Genomic DNA, 13,394 nt, shown 5'->3' with positions numbered 1-13,394 from the left:
TCTGTCTATTATTGAACTTCTTCTTTGTAGTCGCAGTTTGTGCAATTGATCTGCACGCCTTTTTTCACTTTCTTCTCTACAAGCAGCTCGTTGCATTTCGGGCACGGCCGTTCAATCGGTTTATCCCATGAGACAAAGTCGCATTCCGGATACCGTTCGCAGCCATAGAAAACCCGGCGTTTCTTGCTCTTGCGCTCCACGATTTCGCCTTCTTTGCATGTCGGGCACGTGACGCCGATATGCTTGACGATCGCTTTCGTATTCCGGCAGTCCGGGAAATTGCTGCAAGCCATAAACTTGCCATACCGGCCAAGCTTAAAGACCATCGGAGAACCGCAAACTTCACAATCTTCGCCAGCAGGTTCATCTTTGATCTGGACTTTCTCCATTTCATTTTCAGCCACTTCGAGATCTTTTTCAAAATCCTTGAAGAACACATCAATGATGGCGCGCCAGTCGATATCGCCTTCTTCTACGCTGTCCAGATCATTTTCCATTTTTGCCGTAAATTCGATATTCAAGATATCCGGGAAAAAATCGCTGACCAGTCCGTGGACGATTTCCCCTAATTCTGTCGGGATAAATCGTTTGGCATCCAATGCGACATACCCGCGTTTTTGAATCGTATCCAATGTCGGAGCATATGTGGAAGGCCTGCCTATTCCCAATTCTTCCAAAGTGCGGACCAAACGGGCTTCGGTATAGCGCGGAGGCGGCTGAGTAAAGTGCTGTTTCGGATCAATTGCAACAGCTTCTACAATATCACCTTCTGCCATATCGGGCAAAATATTGTCTTTGTCTTCCGTCTGGTCATCTGTACCTTCGATATAGAGTTTCATGAATCCCGGAAACTTCACTTGGGATCCGTTGGCACGGAAAACCGCTTCCCCGTTCTGCAATTCCGCCATCACCGTGTCCAGAATAGCCGGTGACATTTGGCTCGCCACAAAACGGTCCCAAATCAATTTATACAAACGGTATAAATCGCGCGACAAAATGCTTTTCAACGATTCCGGCGTCCGCATCACGCTGGTCGGACGAACCGCTTCGTGGGCATCCTGTGATTTGGCCGACTGTTTGGCGGCTGTTGTTTTGGTTACATAATCTTCTCCGTAATTGCTTGTCACAAAATCCATGGCATCTTTTTTAGCGGTTTCGGAAATCCGGGTGGAGTCTGTACGCATATACGTAATCAAACCGGTAATGCCTTCTTTGCCGACTGCGATGCCTTCATATAATTGCTGTGCTAACATCATCGTTTTCTTCGCACGGAAGTTTAATTTGCGGGCAGCTTCCTGTTGCAGGGATGAAGTTGTAAAAGAAGGGGAAGGATTTCTCTTTCTTTCTTTTTTCACAACGCGGTTCACGGTGAACTTTTTATCTTTCATCGAAGACATAACTGCTTTTACATCTTCTTCGTTTTGCAATTTCATTTTTTCAGTGGCAGAGCCGTAATACTGCGCTTCGAATTTCTTCTTCGCTTTTTCAAACTCGCCTGTAATGGACCAGTACTCTTCCGGTTCGAAATTTTTGATTTCGTTTTCCCGGTCGATGATCAAGCGCAAAGCAACGGATTGAACACGTCCCGCCGACAAGCCTTTTTTCACTTTTTTCCACAGGATTGGGCTGATGCTATAGCCTACCAAGCGGTCCAGTATCCGTCTCGCTTGCTGGGCATCCACCAAATCCATATCTATTTTTCTTGGATGTTTGAATGATTCTTTGATGGCATCTTTTGTAATCTCGTTGAACACTACGCGGCATTCCGTGGTCTGGTCCACGCCGAGCGCATTTGCCAAGTGCCATGCAATCGCTTCCCCTTCGCGGTCCGGGTCAGCTGCGAGAAAGACTTTCTTCGCTTTTTTTGCTTCTTTTTTCAAATCCTGCAAAATAGGGCCTTTGCCTCTAATTGTGATATAACGCGGTTCATAATTATTTTCAACATCCACGCCCATCTGGCTGCGGGGAAGATCCCGCAAGTGGCCAAGTGAAGCCCGGACTTTATACTTTTTCCCTAAATAGCGTTCGATTGTTTTCGCTTTAGCCGGCGATTCTACAATCACTAAATAATCCGACATGAATATTCCTCCTCATAGAGGTTTCTTAAAATGAATAAAAGAATTACCTGATGCAAAATGTATAACAGTTTTTGTCGGAATGCAAGGTTTTTCATTTTGCTTAGTTATAAATCCTCTGTAAGTTGGGGGTATTCTTCCAGTACCCGCCCCCCGTTCCATAGCGGTACAGCGCCTTCTGCAATGAGTTTATGGGGTCCTGCGGATAAAGGTGAGTAAATATTCCCTGGAACCGCAAAAACGTCCCTGCCATGCTCCAGTGCATGTTCTATCGTGCTCATCGTTCCGCTCTTCTCTTTCGCTTCCGTTACAATGATCCCTTTTGACAGCCCGCTGATGATGCGGTTTCTCATCGGGAAATTCCACCTGAGCGGCTGCATATAAGGTGGATATTCCGTTATGACTAAATGGGTTTCTTCTATTATATTATTGAGCGGACGATTTTCTTTTGGGTAGGGATGCAAAAAACCGCTTCCGGTGACTGCAATGGTCCGGCCTCCACTATCGATAGCTTCTTGATGCGCCATCGCATCTGCACCAACCGCCAGACCGCTGACAATAACCGTTTTTTTCGCAATCAAAGGCGGGAGCAGCGTCTGAATGGCGGCCCGCGAATAGCCGGTAGCTTTTCTAGAGCCGATTATGGCGATTTTAAAGGGTGCTAAAAGCAGGCGTGTATCGCCTTTTGCGTATAGGATGGCTGGCGGGTCAATCAAATCCAGCAAACTTTCGGGGTAATGGGAGTGGAAATAAGATATGGGGGTTATCTTATGTTTTTGATAAAGTTCATCAAAAGGGATATGCAAGGAATCGGCATACGCTTTTTTCAATGAGGCGGCTTGAGCAATTGATATTCCAAGCAATGCCGACCATTCGTTCGGCGGCCTGTATGTCAAGCGGCCAAGTTCAGGGTCATCTGCCATTAATCGCTGGAGCCGGTTCAGTGGCTTCGGATAAACATAATGAAGTGCATAGAATCGCTGCAAAAATTCTTCAGTCATTTTCTGCCTCCTCTATTTTTTTGTATAAAAATAAGGCGCATCCAAAAGATGCGCCTTATTCTGTTAATCAATGCGTTTTACATTTGTCGTAAAGGCCTTTTTCTTTGATCACTTTGATCAATGTTTCGCCAATTACTGATGGAGTGTCTGCAACTTCGATTCCAGCTTCGTTCATTGCTTTGATCTTGTCTGCAGCTGTTCCTTTACCGCCAGAAATGATCGCACCGGCATGGCCCATACGTTTTCCTTCTGGAGCAGTTTGTCCGCCGATAAAGCCGACTACAGGCTTCGTCATGTTCGCTTTCACCCACGCAGCAGCTTCTTCTTCAGCTGTTCCGCCGATTTCGCCGATCATTACGACAGCGTACGTATCTTCATCTTCGTTGAAAGCTTTCAACACATCGATGAAGTTTGTGCCGTTTACTGGGTCTCCGCCGATTCCGACAGCAGTAGACTGGCCGATGCCTTCTTCAGACAATTGGTGAGTCGCTTCATACGTCAATGTACCAGAACGTGAAACTACGCCGACATGCCCTTTTTTGTGGATATAGCCTGGCATGATACCGATTTTGCACTCATCAGGTGTAATAACGCCTGGGCAGTTCGGTCCGACCAAACGAGTTTTCTTGCCTTCCATATAGCGCTTCACTTTTACCATATCCAATACTGGAATGTGCTCAGTGATGCAGATCGCCATATCAAGGTCGGCGTCAACAGCTTCAAGAATCGCGTCTGCAGCAAAAGGTGCCGGTACGTAAATTACTGATACGTTTGCACCAGTAGCTTTAACAGCATCTTGTACAGTGTTGAAGACAGGTACGCCTTCTACTTCAGTTCCGCCTTTGCCAGGTGTTACGCCGGCAACGATTTTCGTTCCGTATTCAAGCATTTGTTTTGTGTGGAAAAGGGCAGTTGACCCTGTAATTCCCTGCACAAGTACTTTCGTGTCTTTGTTAATATATACACTCATTTTTGTCCCTGCCCTTCTTAGCCTACAAGTTCTACGATCTTTTTAGCGCCTTCTGCCATCGTTCCGGCTGCGACAATATCAAGACCTGATTCGTTCAGCAGTTTTTTACCTAATTCTACGTTTGTTCCTTCAAGACGAACAACTAGAGGTACATTCAAGCTAACTTCTTTCGCTGCTTGGATAACGCCTTCTGCGATGATATCGCACTTCATGATACCGCCGAAAATGTTAACGAAGATCCCTTTTACATTCTGGTCTGAAAGAATGATTTTGAATGCTTCCGTTACTTTCTCAGCAGTGGCACCGCCCCCAACGTCAAGGAAGTTAGCGGGTGTTCCGCCGTAGTAGTTGATCGTATCCATTGTTGCCATAGCAAGTCCGGCGCCGTTAACCATACAGCCGATGTTCCCATCTAAAGAAATGTAGCTTAAGTCATACTTAGAAGCTTCAATTTCTTTTGCATCTTCTTCGTCGTAGTCGCGCATTTCCATCACGTTCTGATGACGGTAAAGAGCGTTTGCATCAAAGTTGAATTTCGCATCCAATGCTACGACTTGTCCGTCTCCAGTCACCACTAACGGGTTGATTTCAACGATGGCTGCATCTGTATCCACGTAAGCCTGGTACAATCCAAGCATCAATTTCGCTGCTTTGTTTACCAGTTTTGCCGGAATATTCATGTTGAAAGCCATGCGGCGAGCCTGGAAGCCAGTCAAGCCTACAACCGGGTCGATTTCTTCATAGAAAAGGCGCTCCGGAGTATTTGCTGCCACTTCCTCGATGTCCATTCCGCCTTCTTCAGAACCCATAAGAGTTACGCGAGAAGTTTCGCGGTCTAGTACCAAACCAAGGTAGTATTCTTTTTGGATGTCGCTTCCCGCTTCAATGTACAAGCGTTTCACTTCTTTGCCTTCAGGACCTGTCTGATGCGTAACTAGCACTTTGCCAAGAAGTTCCTTCGCATATGTACGCACTTCATCCAAGTTCTTCGCAAGTTTAACTCCGCCGGCTTTACCGCGGCCACCTGCGTGGATTTGGGCTTTCACCACAACAACATCAGTACCAAGTTCTTTAGCCGCTTTCACTGCCTCTTCCGGAGAAAAAGCTACATGGCCTTCAGGAACTGCTACTCCATATTGCTTTAGGATTTGTTTTCCCTGATATTCATGGATATTCATCTGTCATCCTCCAATCAAACATCTGTCTCGTAATTTTATTGCCTATACCATTGTATTAAAGTTGTCATCGAATGTCCACAGTTGATGATTATCGCCCTAAAAACTTAGACTATTCAAAATCCAGCCGCCCGATTAAAGCTTGTTCGATGCTTCCATCGATTTGATCGGCTCGAAAGTTTTTCGGTGGATTGGAGTGGCGCCGTACCGGGCAAGCGCCGCTAAGTGTTCTTTTGTACCGTAGCCCGCGTGATGTTCAAACCCATATTCCGGATATTCTTCTGCATAGCGGTCCATGATGGCGTCCCGCCCTGTTTTTGCCAATATAGAAGCAGCTGCAATCGCCAAACTTTTTGCATCGCCTTTGATGATGGATTCGCAAGGTTTGGCTGTCTCCAGCTTCATCGCATCCGCTAAGATAATGTGCGGCTGCGGGTCCAGGGATTGGGCTGCGGCTGTCATGGATTCTTTTGTCGCCTGGAATATATTCAAGCGGTCGATCGCTTCCGGCGATTGAATGTGAACCGCGTAGCTCACGGCTGTCTCTCGAATAATTTCAGCAAAATGATCGCGTTTCGCTTTTGATAATTTTTTGGAATCGTCCAGCCCGACGAGTGCTGTACAATCTTCCGGCAAGATGACGGCTGCTGTAACGACTGGTCCCGCAAGCGGTCCCCGTCCCGCTTCGTCAATCCCGGCAACTAATGCTTCCGGATGTGTTTTGAATGATTCATCAAAATCCAATTTCGCTTGGTGATTATGTATTAGTTTGGCTTTGGCTTCTTTTTTCCGCTGCCATGTTTTCACCAATGCCCGGACGCTTGAACGTTCATCTTTTGCCAATTCATCCATCCACGCATCCCATTCTTCCAAAGCCGCCAACTTTTCTTTTATGTCTTTTATTTTCTGCATTGTTTCAACCCATTTCTGCTTAGTCTGCTGCGCTTGAACGGCATTAGAAAAGGCTGTGCCCAATTGCTTGAGAACAGCCTTTTTGTTTCCGATCACGCTTCGTCTTCTGTAATCATTTCGTCCTTATAATCGAATGTGATTTTTCCAAGATGCTGATTCCGGATGTCGCGGACGATGATTTCTGCAGTCATTTCATAGTCCACTTCCCCGTCATTCGTCAAACATCTTCTCCTCTTGCCGATTTTATCGAAAGTCTCGACAATCTCTTCATCCACCTGCTCAATTCCGTATCTTTCCAATAACCGTTCCGGGTAGCGCTGTTCCAGGAAGTTCAATGAATAGACCGCGAGTTCCTGCATTTGGATGACCGAGTCTTTAATCGCCCCGGTGACGGCCAGCTTAAAGCCGATTTCCGGATCTTCAAATTTCGGCCAGAGAATCCCCGGCGTATCGAGCAATTCGATTTCTTTGCCGACTTTGATCCATTGCTGCGCTTTTGTCACTCCGGGCATATTGCCGGTTTTCGCCAAGCTTTTCTTGGAAAGGCGGTTGATGAGCGTCGATTTCCCGACGTTCGGAATGCCGACGATCATCGCACGGATCGCACGGGGCTTGATGCCTTTCGCAATCATCCGATCCCATTTTTCTGCAAGAATTTCCTTAGACGCTTTTGTCACTAATTGCAGCCCTTTGCCTTCAAGCGAATTGATGGCAACGGCTCTTGTTCCTTGATCTTCAAAATAACGAATCCACTTTTTTGTTTCAGCATCATCTGCCATGTCCATTTTGTTCAATATGATCAAACGGGGTTTTTGCTGAATCACTTGGTCAATCATTGGATTTCGTGAAGACAAAGGCAACCGGGCATCCACAAGTTCGAAAATGATATCAACCAGTTTCAGTTTTTCCGTAACTTCTCTTCTGGCTTTGGCCATGTGCCCAGGAAACCATTGTATCGTCATTAAAAACACTCCTTAATTAATAACCCCTGCTTCTGCTACTGGCCAAAACACGAAATTCGTGCTGCCAATAACTTCGTCAATCGGAACAATTCCGATATGGCGGCTGTCTTTGCTGGCCCTCCGGTTATCGCCCAAGACGAACACATAACCTTCCGGGATCGTACTTTGGTTAATCTTCTCTTCTAAAGTAAAATCTTCTGTTAATGTTCCAGTAATGCCTTTTTTATACTCATCTAAATAAGGCTCATCGACCGCTTCTCCATTAATGTATAACTGATCTTCTTCGTAAGCGATGTGATCGCCCGGCAATCCGATGATCCGTTTAATGTAGTCTTTCTGTTCCGGTGCATGGAAAACGACAATGTCGAATCTGTCCGGTTCCCCGACAATATATCCGATCTTATTGACAATCATCCGGTCTCCATGTTCCAAAGTCGGCATCATGGACTCTCCGTCCACCACAATCGGGGTGAAAAAGAAAAAGCGGATAATTGCAGCAATACCGAACGCGATCAGTAAAGCTTTAGACCATTCCCAAACCTCATTTTTTTTCTTCACTTCACGTTCCATCCATGTTCCTCCCTAAACTTTCTGTTTTAATTGTACAAGGATAACAAACTTTTAGCAAAGACAAAGAAAAGCGGAAACGGCCGATTAGCCTCGACAAGCTTAAGGTGGATTGCCGAAGCGGCGCTTTTTGCCGCACAGGCAAGACGACTTAAGACCTCGAGAGGCTGGCCGTTGGAGCTGGACAAAGAAAAGCGGAAAGAGCCGTTTAGCTTCGGCAGCTAAGAGATGGTCTAAACGAAGTGCAGTCCATCTCTTTGCGACGAAGCACGAAGTAATGCAGGAGCAATATATGTTTTAGACAGACTGCGAGGAGGCTGTGGCCGCCGCAGCGGGCTGGCTTATAGCCGAGAAGCTGGCTCTTGCAGCTGGACAAGAAAAGCGGAGACGCCTTGTCAGCCCCGACAGGCTTAAGGCAGAACACGAAGGAAATCCTGATTTCCGGAGTGGGCTGACTTAGGATCCCGCGGGGCTAGCTGCCGGGGGCATCAGCAATCCCTCCAAATAAACAAAAAGAAAGAGGGCGAATTCGCCCTCTTTCATTAGTGCAATCTTATCGAATTTCTTTGATGCGTGCTGCTTTACCGCGTAGGTTGCGCAAGTAGTACAATTTCGCACGACGTACTTTACCACGGCGAGTAACTTCAAGCTGTGCAATTTTTGGTGTGTGTACAGGGAATGTACGTTCAACACCAACACCATAAGAGATTTTACGGACAGTGAATGATTCACTGATTCCGCCTCCACGGCGACTGATTACGACTCCTTCGTATACCTGGATACGTTCGCGAGTTCCCTCGACAACTTTCACGTGTACACGAACAGTGTCTCCCGGACGGAAATCTGGAAGATCCGTACGAAGTTGTTCTTTTGTGATGTCTGCAATAATGTTTTGCATGTTTTTTTCTCTCCTTCTACAGATGCTCTTGCACACAATTGATTGTTGCAGCGGAACACCGTGATCCTGTACTTCACATAAAAGTACAGACTCCATAGTACCACCAAATCTTTTGTTCTGCAAGAGAAAATCCGCTTATCATTTTTTATTTTTCAACGCTTCTAAAAGCTTTTCTTGCTTCGGCGTCAATTCAAGCTTTTCCAATAGATCCGGACGCCGCTCCAATGTCCGCAGCAAGCTTTGCTGCTCTCTCCATTCGTCGACTTTCGCATGATTTCCTGAAGTTAAGACAGCCGGAACTTTCCAGCCTCGGAATTCTGCCGGACGCGTGTATTGAGGGTGTTCGAGCATGCCGGTAGAGAAGGAATCCTTCACAGGGGAATCGGAGTTCCCTAGCACGCCCGGAAGAAGTCTGACGACACTGTCGATTACGGTCATTGCCGCCAGCTCTCCGCCAGTCAGCACAAAATCGCCGATGGAGATTTCGTCCGTCACCAAATGCTCGCGGATCCGTTCATCATAGCCCTCATAATGGCCGCAGATGAAAATCAGCTCTTCTTCGTTTGAAAGCTCTTCCGCTTTCGCCTGCGTAAAGCGTTCGCCTTGCGGGCACATGAGGATAACGCGGGGTTTCCGTTCTTTTGCCACAGTTTCCACTGCATTGAAAATCGGCTCCGGCTTCAGCACCATGCCTGCGCCTCCGCCAAAAGGATAGTCGTCCACTTGGCGTTTATTGTCCGCAAATTCCCGGATATCAACGATTTCCAAAGAAACCGCTCTTTTTTCCTGGGCTTTTTTCAGGATGGATTGCTGGAAAACGCCTTCGAACATGGTCGGAAATAAAGAAAGGACGTGTATATTCATCACGACAACAAACCTTCCAAAACTTCGATGACGATTTTCTTCTCATCAATGTCGATTTCTTTGACGACATCTTCAATATATGGGATGTAATGCTTCTTGCCTTTCTTCGGCGTGACTTCCCATACATCGTTGGCACCCGTTTCCAGAATTTCCGTCACTACGCCGATTTCTTCGCCTTCTGTCGAAAAAACCGTACATTCCAGAATTTCGTGGTGGTAATATGCATCGTCTTCTAACTCGGTCAGGTCATGCTCCGCAATCCGCAAATAGGATTCCTTGAATTCCTGGACATCGTTGATGTTTGGATAGCCTTCAAAAGTCACTAGCTCAAAGTTCTTATGCTGGCGATGGCTGGCGATTTTCACCATGATCGGTTTTTTCGCATCCGGTTTGAACAACCCCAGCTTCATGCCGACCGCAAAACGCTCTTCCGGGAAATCCGTACGGGACATCACCCGGACCTCGCCGCGAATGCCGTGCGTATTGACGATTTTCCCTACATTAAACCATTTCACGCTAAAACATCCTTCCACTTCGGTTTTGGCTGCAAAAAAGGAAGGAACCTAGGCTCCTCCCTTTTTGTTAATCCACAATATCGACGTAAGTTTTTTTCTTATGGTAATTGCCTGCTGCTGAATAGACCACTGAACGAATCGCTTTCGCAACGCGTCCTTGTTTACCGATCACTTTCCCTGTATCTTCTGAATGCACGGAAAGCTTGTAGACGATACGGTTTGCATTTTCGTCTGTTACAACTCGAACTTCTTCCGGATGATCGACCAACGGTTTCACAATTGTTTCAATCAGCTGCTTCATAAGAAAGACTCCCTTACTTGCTTAATTTTTCGTTATGGAATTTCTCCATAATGCCGTTTTGAGAAAACAGGTTGCGTACAGTGTCAGATGGTTTAGCGCCATCGTGAAGCCATTTCAACGCTAATTCTTCGTCGATTTTCACTTCAGCTGGAACTGTCAGCGGGTTGTAAGTACCTACTGTCTGGATTTGACGGCCGTCACGTGGAGCACGTGAATCAGCAACTACGATACGGTAAAAAGGAGACTTTTTAGCTCCCATACGTTTCAAACGAATTTTTACTGCCATTTCTTAAAGCACCTCCGAATAGTTTCACACAAGATATTATATTAGCAAGCTTTAAATAGTTTGTAAAGTATTTTTTCTTAACACCTGAAAATTTATTTGAAAAGCGAATCCAATCCAGGCATCGACATCTTCTTTTTGCCTTTTTGGTTCATGCCGGACATCTGTTTCATCATCTTTTTCATGTCTTCAAACTGCTTCAGCAGGCGATTGACGTCTTGGATCGTCGTGCCGGATCCGCGGGCAATCCGCTTACGGCGGTTTGCATTAATGATTTCAGGGGACGTTTTCTCTTGTTTCGTCATCGAACGGATAATCGCTTCGACACGCCCCATTTGGCTTTCGTCCACTTTCGCGTTTTCAAGCCCTTTGATTTTATTTGCTCCTGGGAGCATTTTCAGAATTTCATCCAACGGCCCCATTTGTTTGACTTGCGTCAGCTGATCCAGAAAATCATCGAATGTGAACGAAGACGTGCGGAATTTCTCTTCCATTTCCTTCGCTTTTGCTTCATCAATATTCGACTGCGCTTTTTCGATCAACGACAGCATATCGCCCATGCCTAAAATACGGGACGCCATGCGTTCTGGATGGAACGGCTCGAGCGCATCCATTTTTTCGCCCATCCCGACAAATTTAATCGGCTTCTGGGTGACTGAACGGATGGAAAGTGCAGCACCGCCTCGTGTATCGCCGTCCAGTTTTGTCAAGACGACGCCGGTAATGCCGATTGCCTCATTGAAATTCTGTGCCACGTTGACGGCATCTTGACCGGTCATTGCATCCACGACCAAGAAAATCTCGTCCGGTTCTTTCAATGCACGGATATCTTTCAATTCCTGCATCAAGTTTTCATCCACGTGCAGGCGGCCGGCCGTATCGATAATGACCGTATCCAAATGCTCTTGTTTTGCGTATTCGATTGCCTGGCGTGAAATCTCGACTGGCGAGATATCTGTGCCTTTCGAAAATACCGGCAATGACAATTGCTTGCCGATCGTTTCAAGCTGCTGGATGGCAGCTGGACGATAGACGTCTGCCGCAACCAATAGGGGCTTGCGGTTGTTCTTTTTGCGCAATTGGCTCGCAAGCTTGCCCGTAGTCGTCGTTTTACCGGCCCCTTGAAGGCCGACCATCATGATGACTGTTGGCTGCTTGGTGGAGAACTCGATCTTGCTTTGCTCTCCACCCATCAATTCCGTCAACTCATCTTTAACGATTTTAACGACTTGCTGGCCCGGCGTTAAACTTTGCATAACGTCTTGGCCAACAGCGCGTTCGCTGACTTTCTTTACGAATTCCTTGACGACTTTCAAGTTGACATCCGCTTCAATTAATGCGAAGCGGACTTCGCGCATCATTTCTTTAACGTCTGCTTCAGACACTTTCCCTTTGCCTTTGATCTTTTGGATCGTGCCTTGCAGGCGTTCAGCTAAGCCTTCAAATGCCACTATTTCCGCCTCCTAATCCAACTCTTTTAATTGATTGAGAAATTCCTGGACCCGCTCATCTGCAATCGGTTCTTTTTCAAATTCCGCAACCAGCTGCTGGCGTTTCTGGAATTTCCCGAATAATTGCAGCTTTGCTTCATACTCTTCAAGCATCGCTTCTGTCCGGCGGATATTGTCATAAACCGCTTGCCTCGTTATATCATAAGCCTCGGCTATTTCACCTAATGAATGATCGTCCAAATAATAGAGCATCATATAGCTCCGTTGCTTGGGCGTCAGCAACTCCTGATAGAAATCAAACAAATAATTCATGCGTGTTGTCTTTTCCAAACCCATCATCGCTGCTCACCTCGCTTGCTCTACTGACAACAATACTGAAAACTGCCTATTCCGTCAAGTAATTTTACTTGTCTGCCTCTTCCATTTCTTCTTCTTTATCCAGGCCTTCTGCAAACAGGCCATAGACGTATTTTTGCGGGTCGAACGGCTGCAAATCGTTCATTTGTTCGCCGAGGCCAACAAACTTCACCGGGATTTTCAGCTTTTGGCGAATCGCCAAAACGATGCCCCCTTTTGCCGTCCCATCGAGTTTTGTCAAAACAATCCCTGTAACGTTGGTTGCTTCTTTAAATGTCTGAGCTTGGATTAAAGCATTTTGCCCTGTTGTGGCATCCAGCGCTAACAGCACCTCATGCGGCGCTCCCGGCACTTCGCGCGAAATGACGCGATGAACTTTCTCCAGCTCGTTCATTAAATTGACTTTATTCTGCAGACGGCCTGCCGTATCGCAGATCAAGACGTCGACGCCGCGCGATTTTGCTGCACGGACCGCGTCGTACATAACCGCAGCCGGGTCTGACCCTTCGCTTTGTTTGATGACATCCACGCCAACGCGCTGCCCCCAAATATCCAGTTGATCGATCGCCCCTGCACGGAACGTATCGCCGGCTGCAAGAAGCACGGATTTCCCTTCACTTTTAAGGCGATGCGCCAATTTTCCGATGGTCGTCGTTTTGCCGACGCCATTGACGCCGACAAACAAGATGACTGTCAAACCATCGGCGAATTTCAATTCATTGATTTCTTCGTCGCCGCCCTCGTAGATCTCCACCAATTTTTCAGATATAACGGATTGGACGCGCGAAGTATCTTTTACATTTTGGCGCTGCACTTCGAAGCGCAGCTGGTCCATCAATTCCATGACCGTTTCAAAGCCGACATCCGCCTGCAGCAGGATTTCTTCCAATTCTTCGAAGAAATCTTCATCCACTTTGCGGTATCTTGCCACTAAGTCGTTGATCTTAGATGTAAATCCGGTACGGGTTTTCGTTAATCCCTCTTTATATTTCTCTGTCGACTCTTCGGCTTCTGCGTTGCCGGCAAATCGATCTTTTAACTTTTTAAAGAAACTCACAAAACC

The 13,394-nt window shown here is 46.6% G+C and carries 15 protein-coding genes; all 15 read right to left on the bottom strand.

Annotation, left to right across the window (positions count from 1 at the left end; translation table 11 throughout):
• Positions 1-8 precede the first annotated feature (8 nt).
• Complete coding sequence (topA, locus tag MTR82_RS01495; RefSeq protein ID WP_052651240.1) at positions 9-2,078, bottom strand: type I DNA topoisomerase; 2,070 nt, start codon at positions 2,076-2,078, stop codon at positions 9-11.
• Positions 2,079-2,182: 104 nt separating this feature from the next.
• Positions 2,183-3,076 carry a DNA-processing protein DprA gene (gene dprA / locus MTR82_RS01490; protein WP_052651238.1) on the bottom strand — a complete coding sequence of 298 codons (894 nt, stop codon included), beginning with the start codon at positions 3,074-3,076 and terminating at the stop codon, positions 2,183-2,185.
• 67 nt (positions 3,077-3,143) lie between these two features.
• Positions 3,144-4,046, bottom strand: a complete 903-nt coding sequence (gene sucD / locus MTR82_RS01485; protein WP_052651236.1) for a succinate--CoA ligase subunit alpha — start codon at positions 4,044-4,046, stop codon at positions 3,144-3,146.
• A gap of 17 nt (positions 4,047-4,063) precedes the next feature.
• The gene (sucC, locus tag MTR82_RS01480) at positions 4,064-5,224 is read right to left on the bottom strand and encodes an ADP-forming succinate--CoA ligase subunit beta (protein ID WP_052651234.1); all 1,161 of its coding nucleotides are present in this window, start codon (positions 5,222-5,224) and stop codon (positions 4,064-4,066) included.
• 132 nt (positions 5,225-5,356) lie between these two features.
• A complete protein-coding gene (locus MTR82_RS01475) occupies positions 5,357-6,133 on the bottom strand; it encodes a ribonuclease HII (RefSeq protein WP_246807464.1) in 777 nt (258 codons plus the stop codon).
• Positions 6,134-6,225: 92 nt separating this feature from the next.
• Positions 6,226-7,095 carry a ribosome biogenesis GTPase YlqF gene (gene ylqF / locus MTR82_RS01470; RefSeq protein WP_052651232.1) on the bottom strand — a complete coding sequence of 290 codons (870 nt, stop codon included), beginning with the start codon at positions 7,093-7,095 and terminating at the stop codon, positions 6,226-6,228.
• Positions 7,096-7,107: 12 nt separating this feature from the next.
• Positions 7,108-7,665, bottom strand: a complete 558-nt coding sequence (lepB, locus tag MTR82_RS01465) for a signal peptidase I (RefSeq protein WP_246807463.1) — start codon at positions 7,663-7,665, stop codon at positions 7,108-7,110.
• A 550-nt stretch (positions 7,666-8,215) separates the two neighbouring features.
• Complete coding sequence (gene rplS, locus MTR82_RS01460) at positions 8,216-8,560, bottom strand: 50S ribosomal protein L19 (protein ID WP_052651228.1); 345 nt, start codon at positions 8,558-8,560, stop codon at positions 8,216-8,218.
• Between the two features lie 138 nt (positions 8,561-8,698).
• Positions 8,699-9,424: a tRNA (guanosine(37)-N1)-methyltransferase TrmD gene (trmD, locus tag MTR82_RS01455; protein WP_052651226.1), complete on the bottom strand. Its 726-nt coding sequence runs from the start codon at positions 9,422-9,424 to the stop codon at positions 8,699-8,701.
• Positions 9,424-9,939, bottom strand: a complete 516-nt coding sequence (rimM, locus tag MTR82_RS01450; protein ID WP_052651224.1) for a ribosome maturation factor RimM — start codon at positions 9,937-9,939, stop codon at positions 9,424-9,426. Before rimM ends, trmD begins: the two co-directional genes overlap by 1 nt.
• 67 nt (positions 9,940-10,006) lie before the next feature.
• Positions 10,007-10,240 (bottom strand): KH domain-containing protein, encoded by a 234-nt coding sequence (locus MTR82_RS01445; RefSeq protein WP_052651222.1) that lies wholly within the window; start codon positions 10,238-10,240, stop codon positions 10,007-10,009.
• Positions 10,241-10,253: 13 nt separating this feature from the next.
• The gene (gene rpsP / locus MTR82_RS01440) at positions 10,254-10,526 is read right to left on the bottom strand and encodes a 30S ribosomal protein S16 (protein ID WP_052651220.1); all 273 of its coding nucleotides are present in this window, start codon (positions 10,524-10,526) and stop codon (positions 10,254-10,256) included.
• A gap of 92 nt (positions 10,527-10,618) precedes the next feature.
• On the bottom strand, positions 10,619-11,974 hold the full coding sequence (ffh, locus tag MTR82_RS01435) for a signal recognition particle protein (RefSeq protein WP_052651218.1): 1,356 nt from the start codon (positions 11,972-11,974) through the stop codon (positions 10,619-10,621).
• A gap of 12 nt (positions 11,975-11,986) precedes the next feature.
• The gene (locus MTR82_RS01430; protein WP_052651216.1) at positions 11,987-12,310 is read right to left on the bottom strand and encodes a putative DNA-binding protein; all 324 of its coding nucleotides are present in this window, start codon (positions 12,308-12,310) and stop codon (positions 11,987-11,989) included.
• A 67-nt stretch (positions 12,311-12,377) separates the two neighbouring features.
• Positions 12,378-13,388 carry a signal recognition particle-docking protein FtsY gene (gene ftsY, locus MTR82_RS01425; RefSeq protein ID WP_246807462.1) on the bottom strand — a complete coding sequence of 337 codons (1,011 nt, stop codon included), beginning with the start codon at positions 13,386-13,388 and terminating at the stop codon, positions 12,378-12,380.
• Positions 13,389-13,394: the final 6 nt, after the last annotated feature.

The organism is Planococcus ruber (assembly GCF_022819085.1).
Classification (GTDB): Bacteria; Bacillota; Bacilli; order Bacillales_A; family Planococcaceae; genus Planococcus; species Planococcus ruber.
The sequence above is the reverse complement of the archived record's forward strand: the minus strand, read 5'-3'. Positions and strand labels throughout refer to the sequence as shown.

What these genes read in the sequence shown, in the direction of transcription:
- dprA (WP_052651238.1), bottom strand. Translation starts at nt 3,076, where the DNA reads ATGACTGAAGAATTTTTGCAGCGATTCTATGCACTTCATTATGTTTAT.
- MTR82_RS01445 (WP_052651222.1), bottom strand. Translation starts at nt 10,240, where the DNA reads ATGAAGCAGCTGATTGAAACAATTGTGAAACCGTTGGTCGATCATCCG.
- topA (WP_052651240.1), bottom strand. Translation starts at nt 2,078, where the DNA reads ATGTCGGATTATTTAGTGATTGTAGAATCGCCGGCTAAAGCGAAAACA.
- sucD (WP_052651236.1), bottom strand. Translation starts at nt 4,046, where the DNA reads ATGAGTGTATATATTAACAAAGACACGAAAGTACTTGTGCAGGGAATT.
- rplS (WP_052651228.1), bottom strand. Translation starts at nt 8,560, where the DNA reads ATGCAAAACATTATTGCAGACATCACAAAAGAACAACTTCGTACGGAT.
- MTR82_RS01430 (WP_052651216.1), bottom strand. Translation starts at nt 12,310, where the DNA reads ATGGGTTTGGAAAAGACAACACGCATGAATTATTTGTTTGATTTCTAT.
- lepB (WP_246807463.1), bottom strand. Translation starts at nt 7,665, where the DNA reads ATGGAACGTGAAGTGAAGAAAAAAAATGAGGTTTGGGAATGGTCTAAA.
- ylqF (WP_052651232.1), bottom strand. Translation starts at nt 7,095, where the DNA reads ATGACGATACAATGGTTTCCTGGGCACATGGCCAAAGCCAGAAGAGAA.
- trmD (WP_052651226.1), bottom strand. Translation starts at nt 9,424, where the DNA reads ATGAATATACACGTCCTTTCTTTATTTCCGACCATGTTCGAAGGCGTT.
- rpsP (WP_052651220.1), bottom strand. Translation starts at nt 10,526, where the DNA reads ATGGCAGTAAAAATTCGTTTGAAACGTATGGGAGCTAAAAAGTCTCCT.
- MTR82_RS01475 (WP_246807464.1), bottom strand. Translation starts at nt 6,133, where the DNA reads ATGCAGAAAATAAAAGACATAAAAGAAAAGTTGGCGGCTTTGGAAGAA.
- sucC (WP_052651234.1), bottom strand. Translation starts at nt 5,224, where the DNA reads ATGAATATCCATGAATATCAGGGAAAACAAATCCTAAAGCAATATGGA.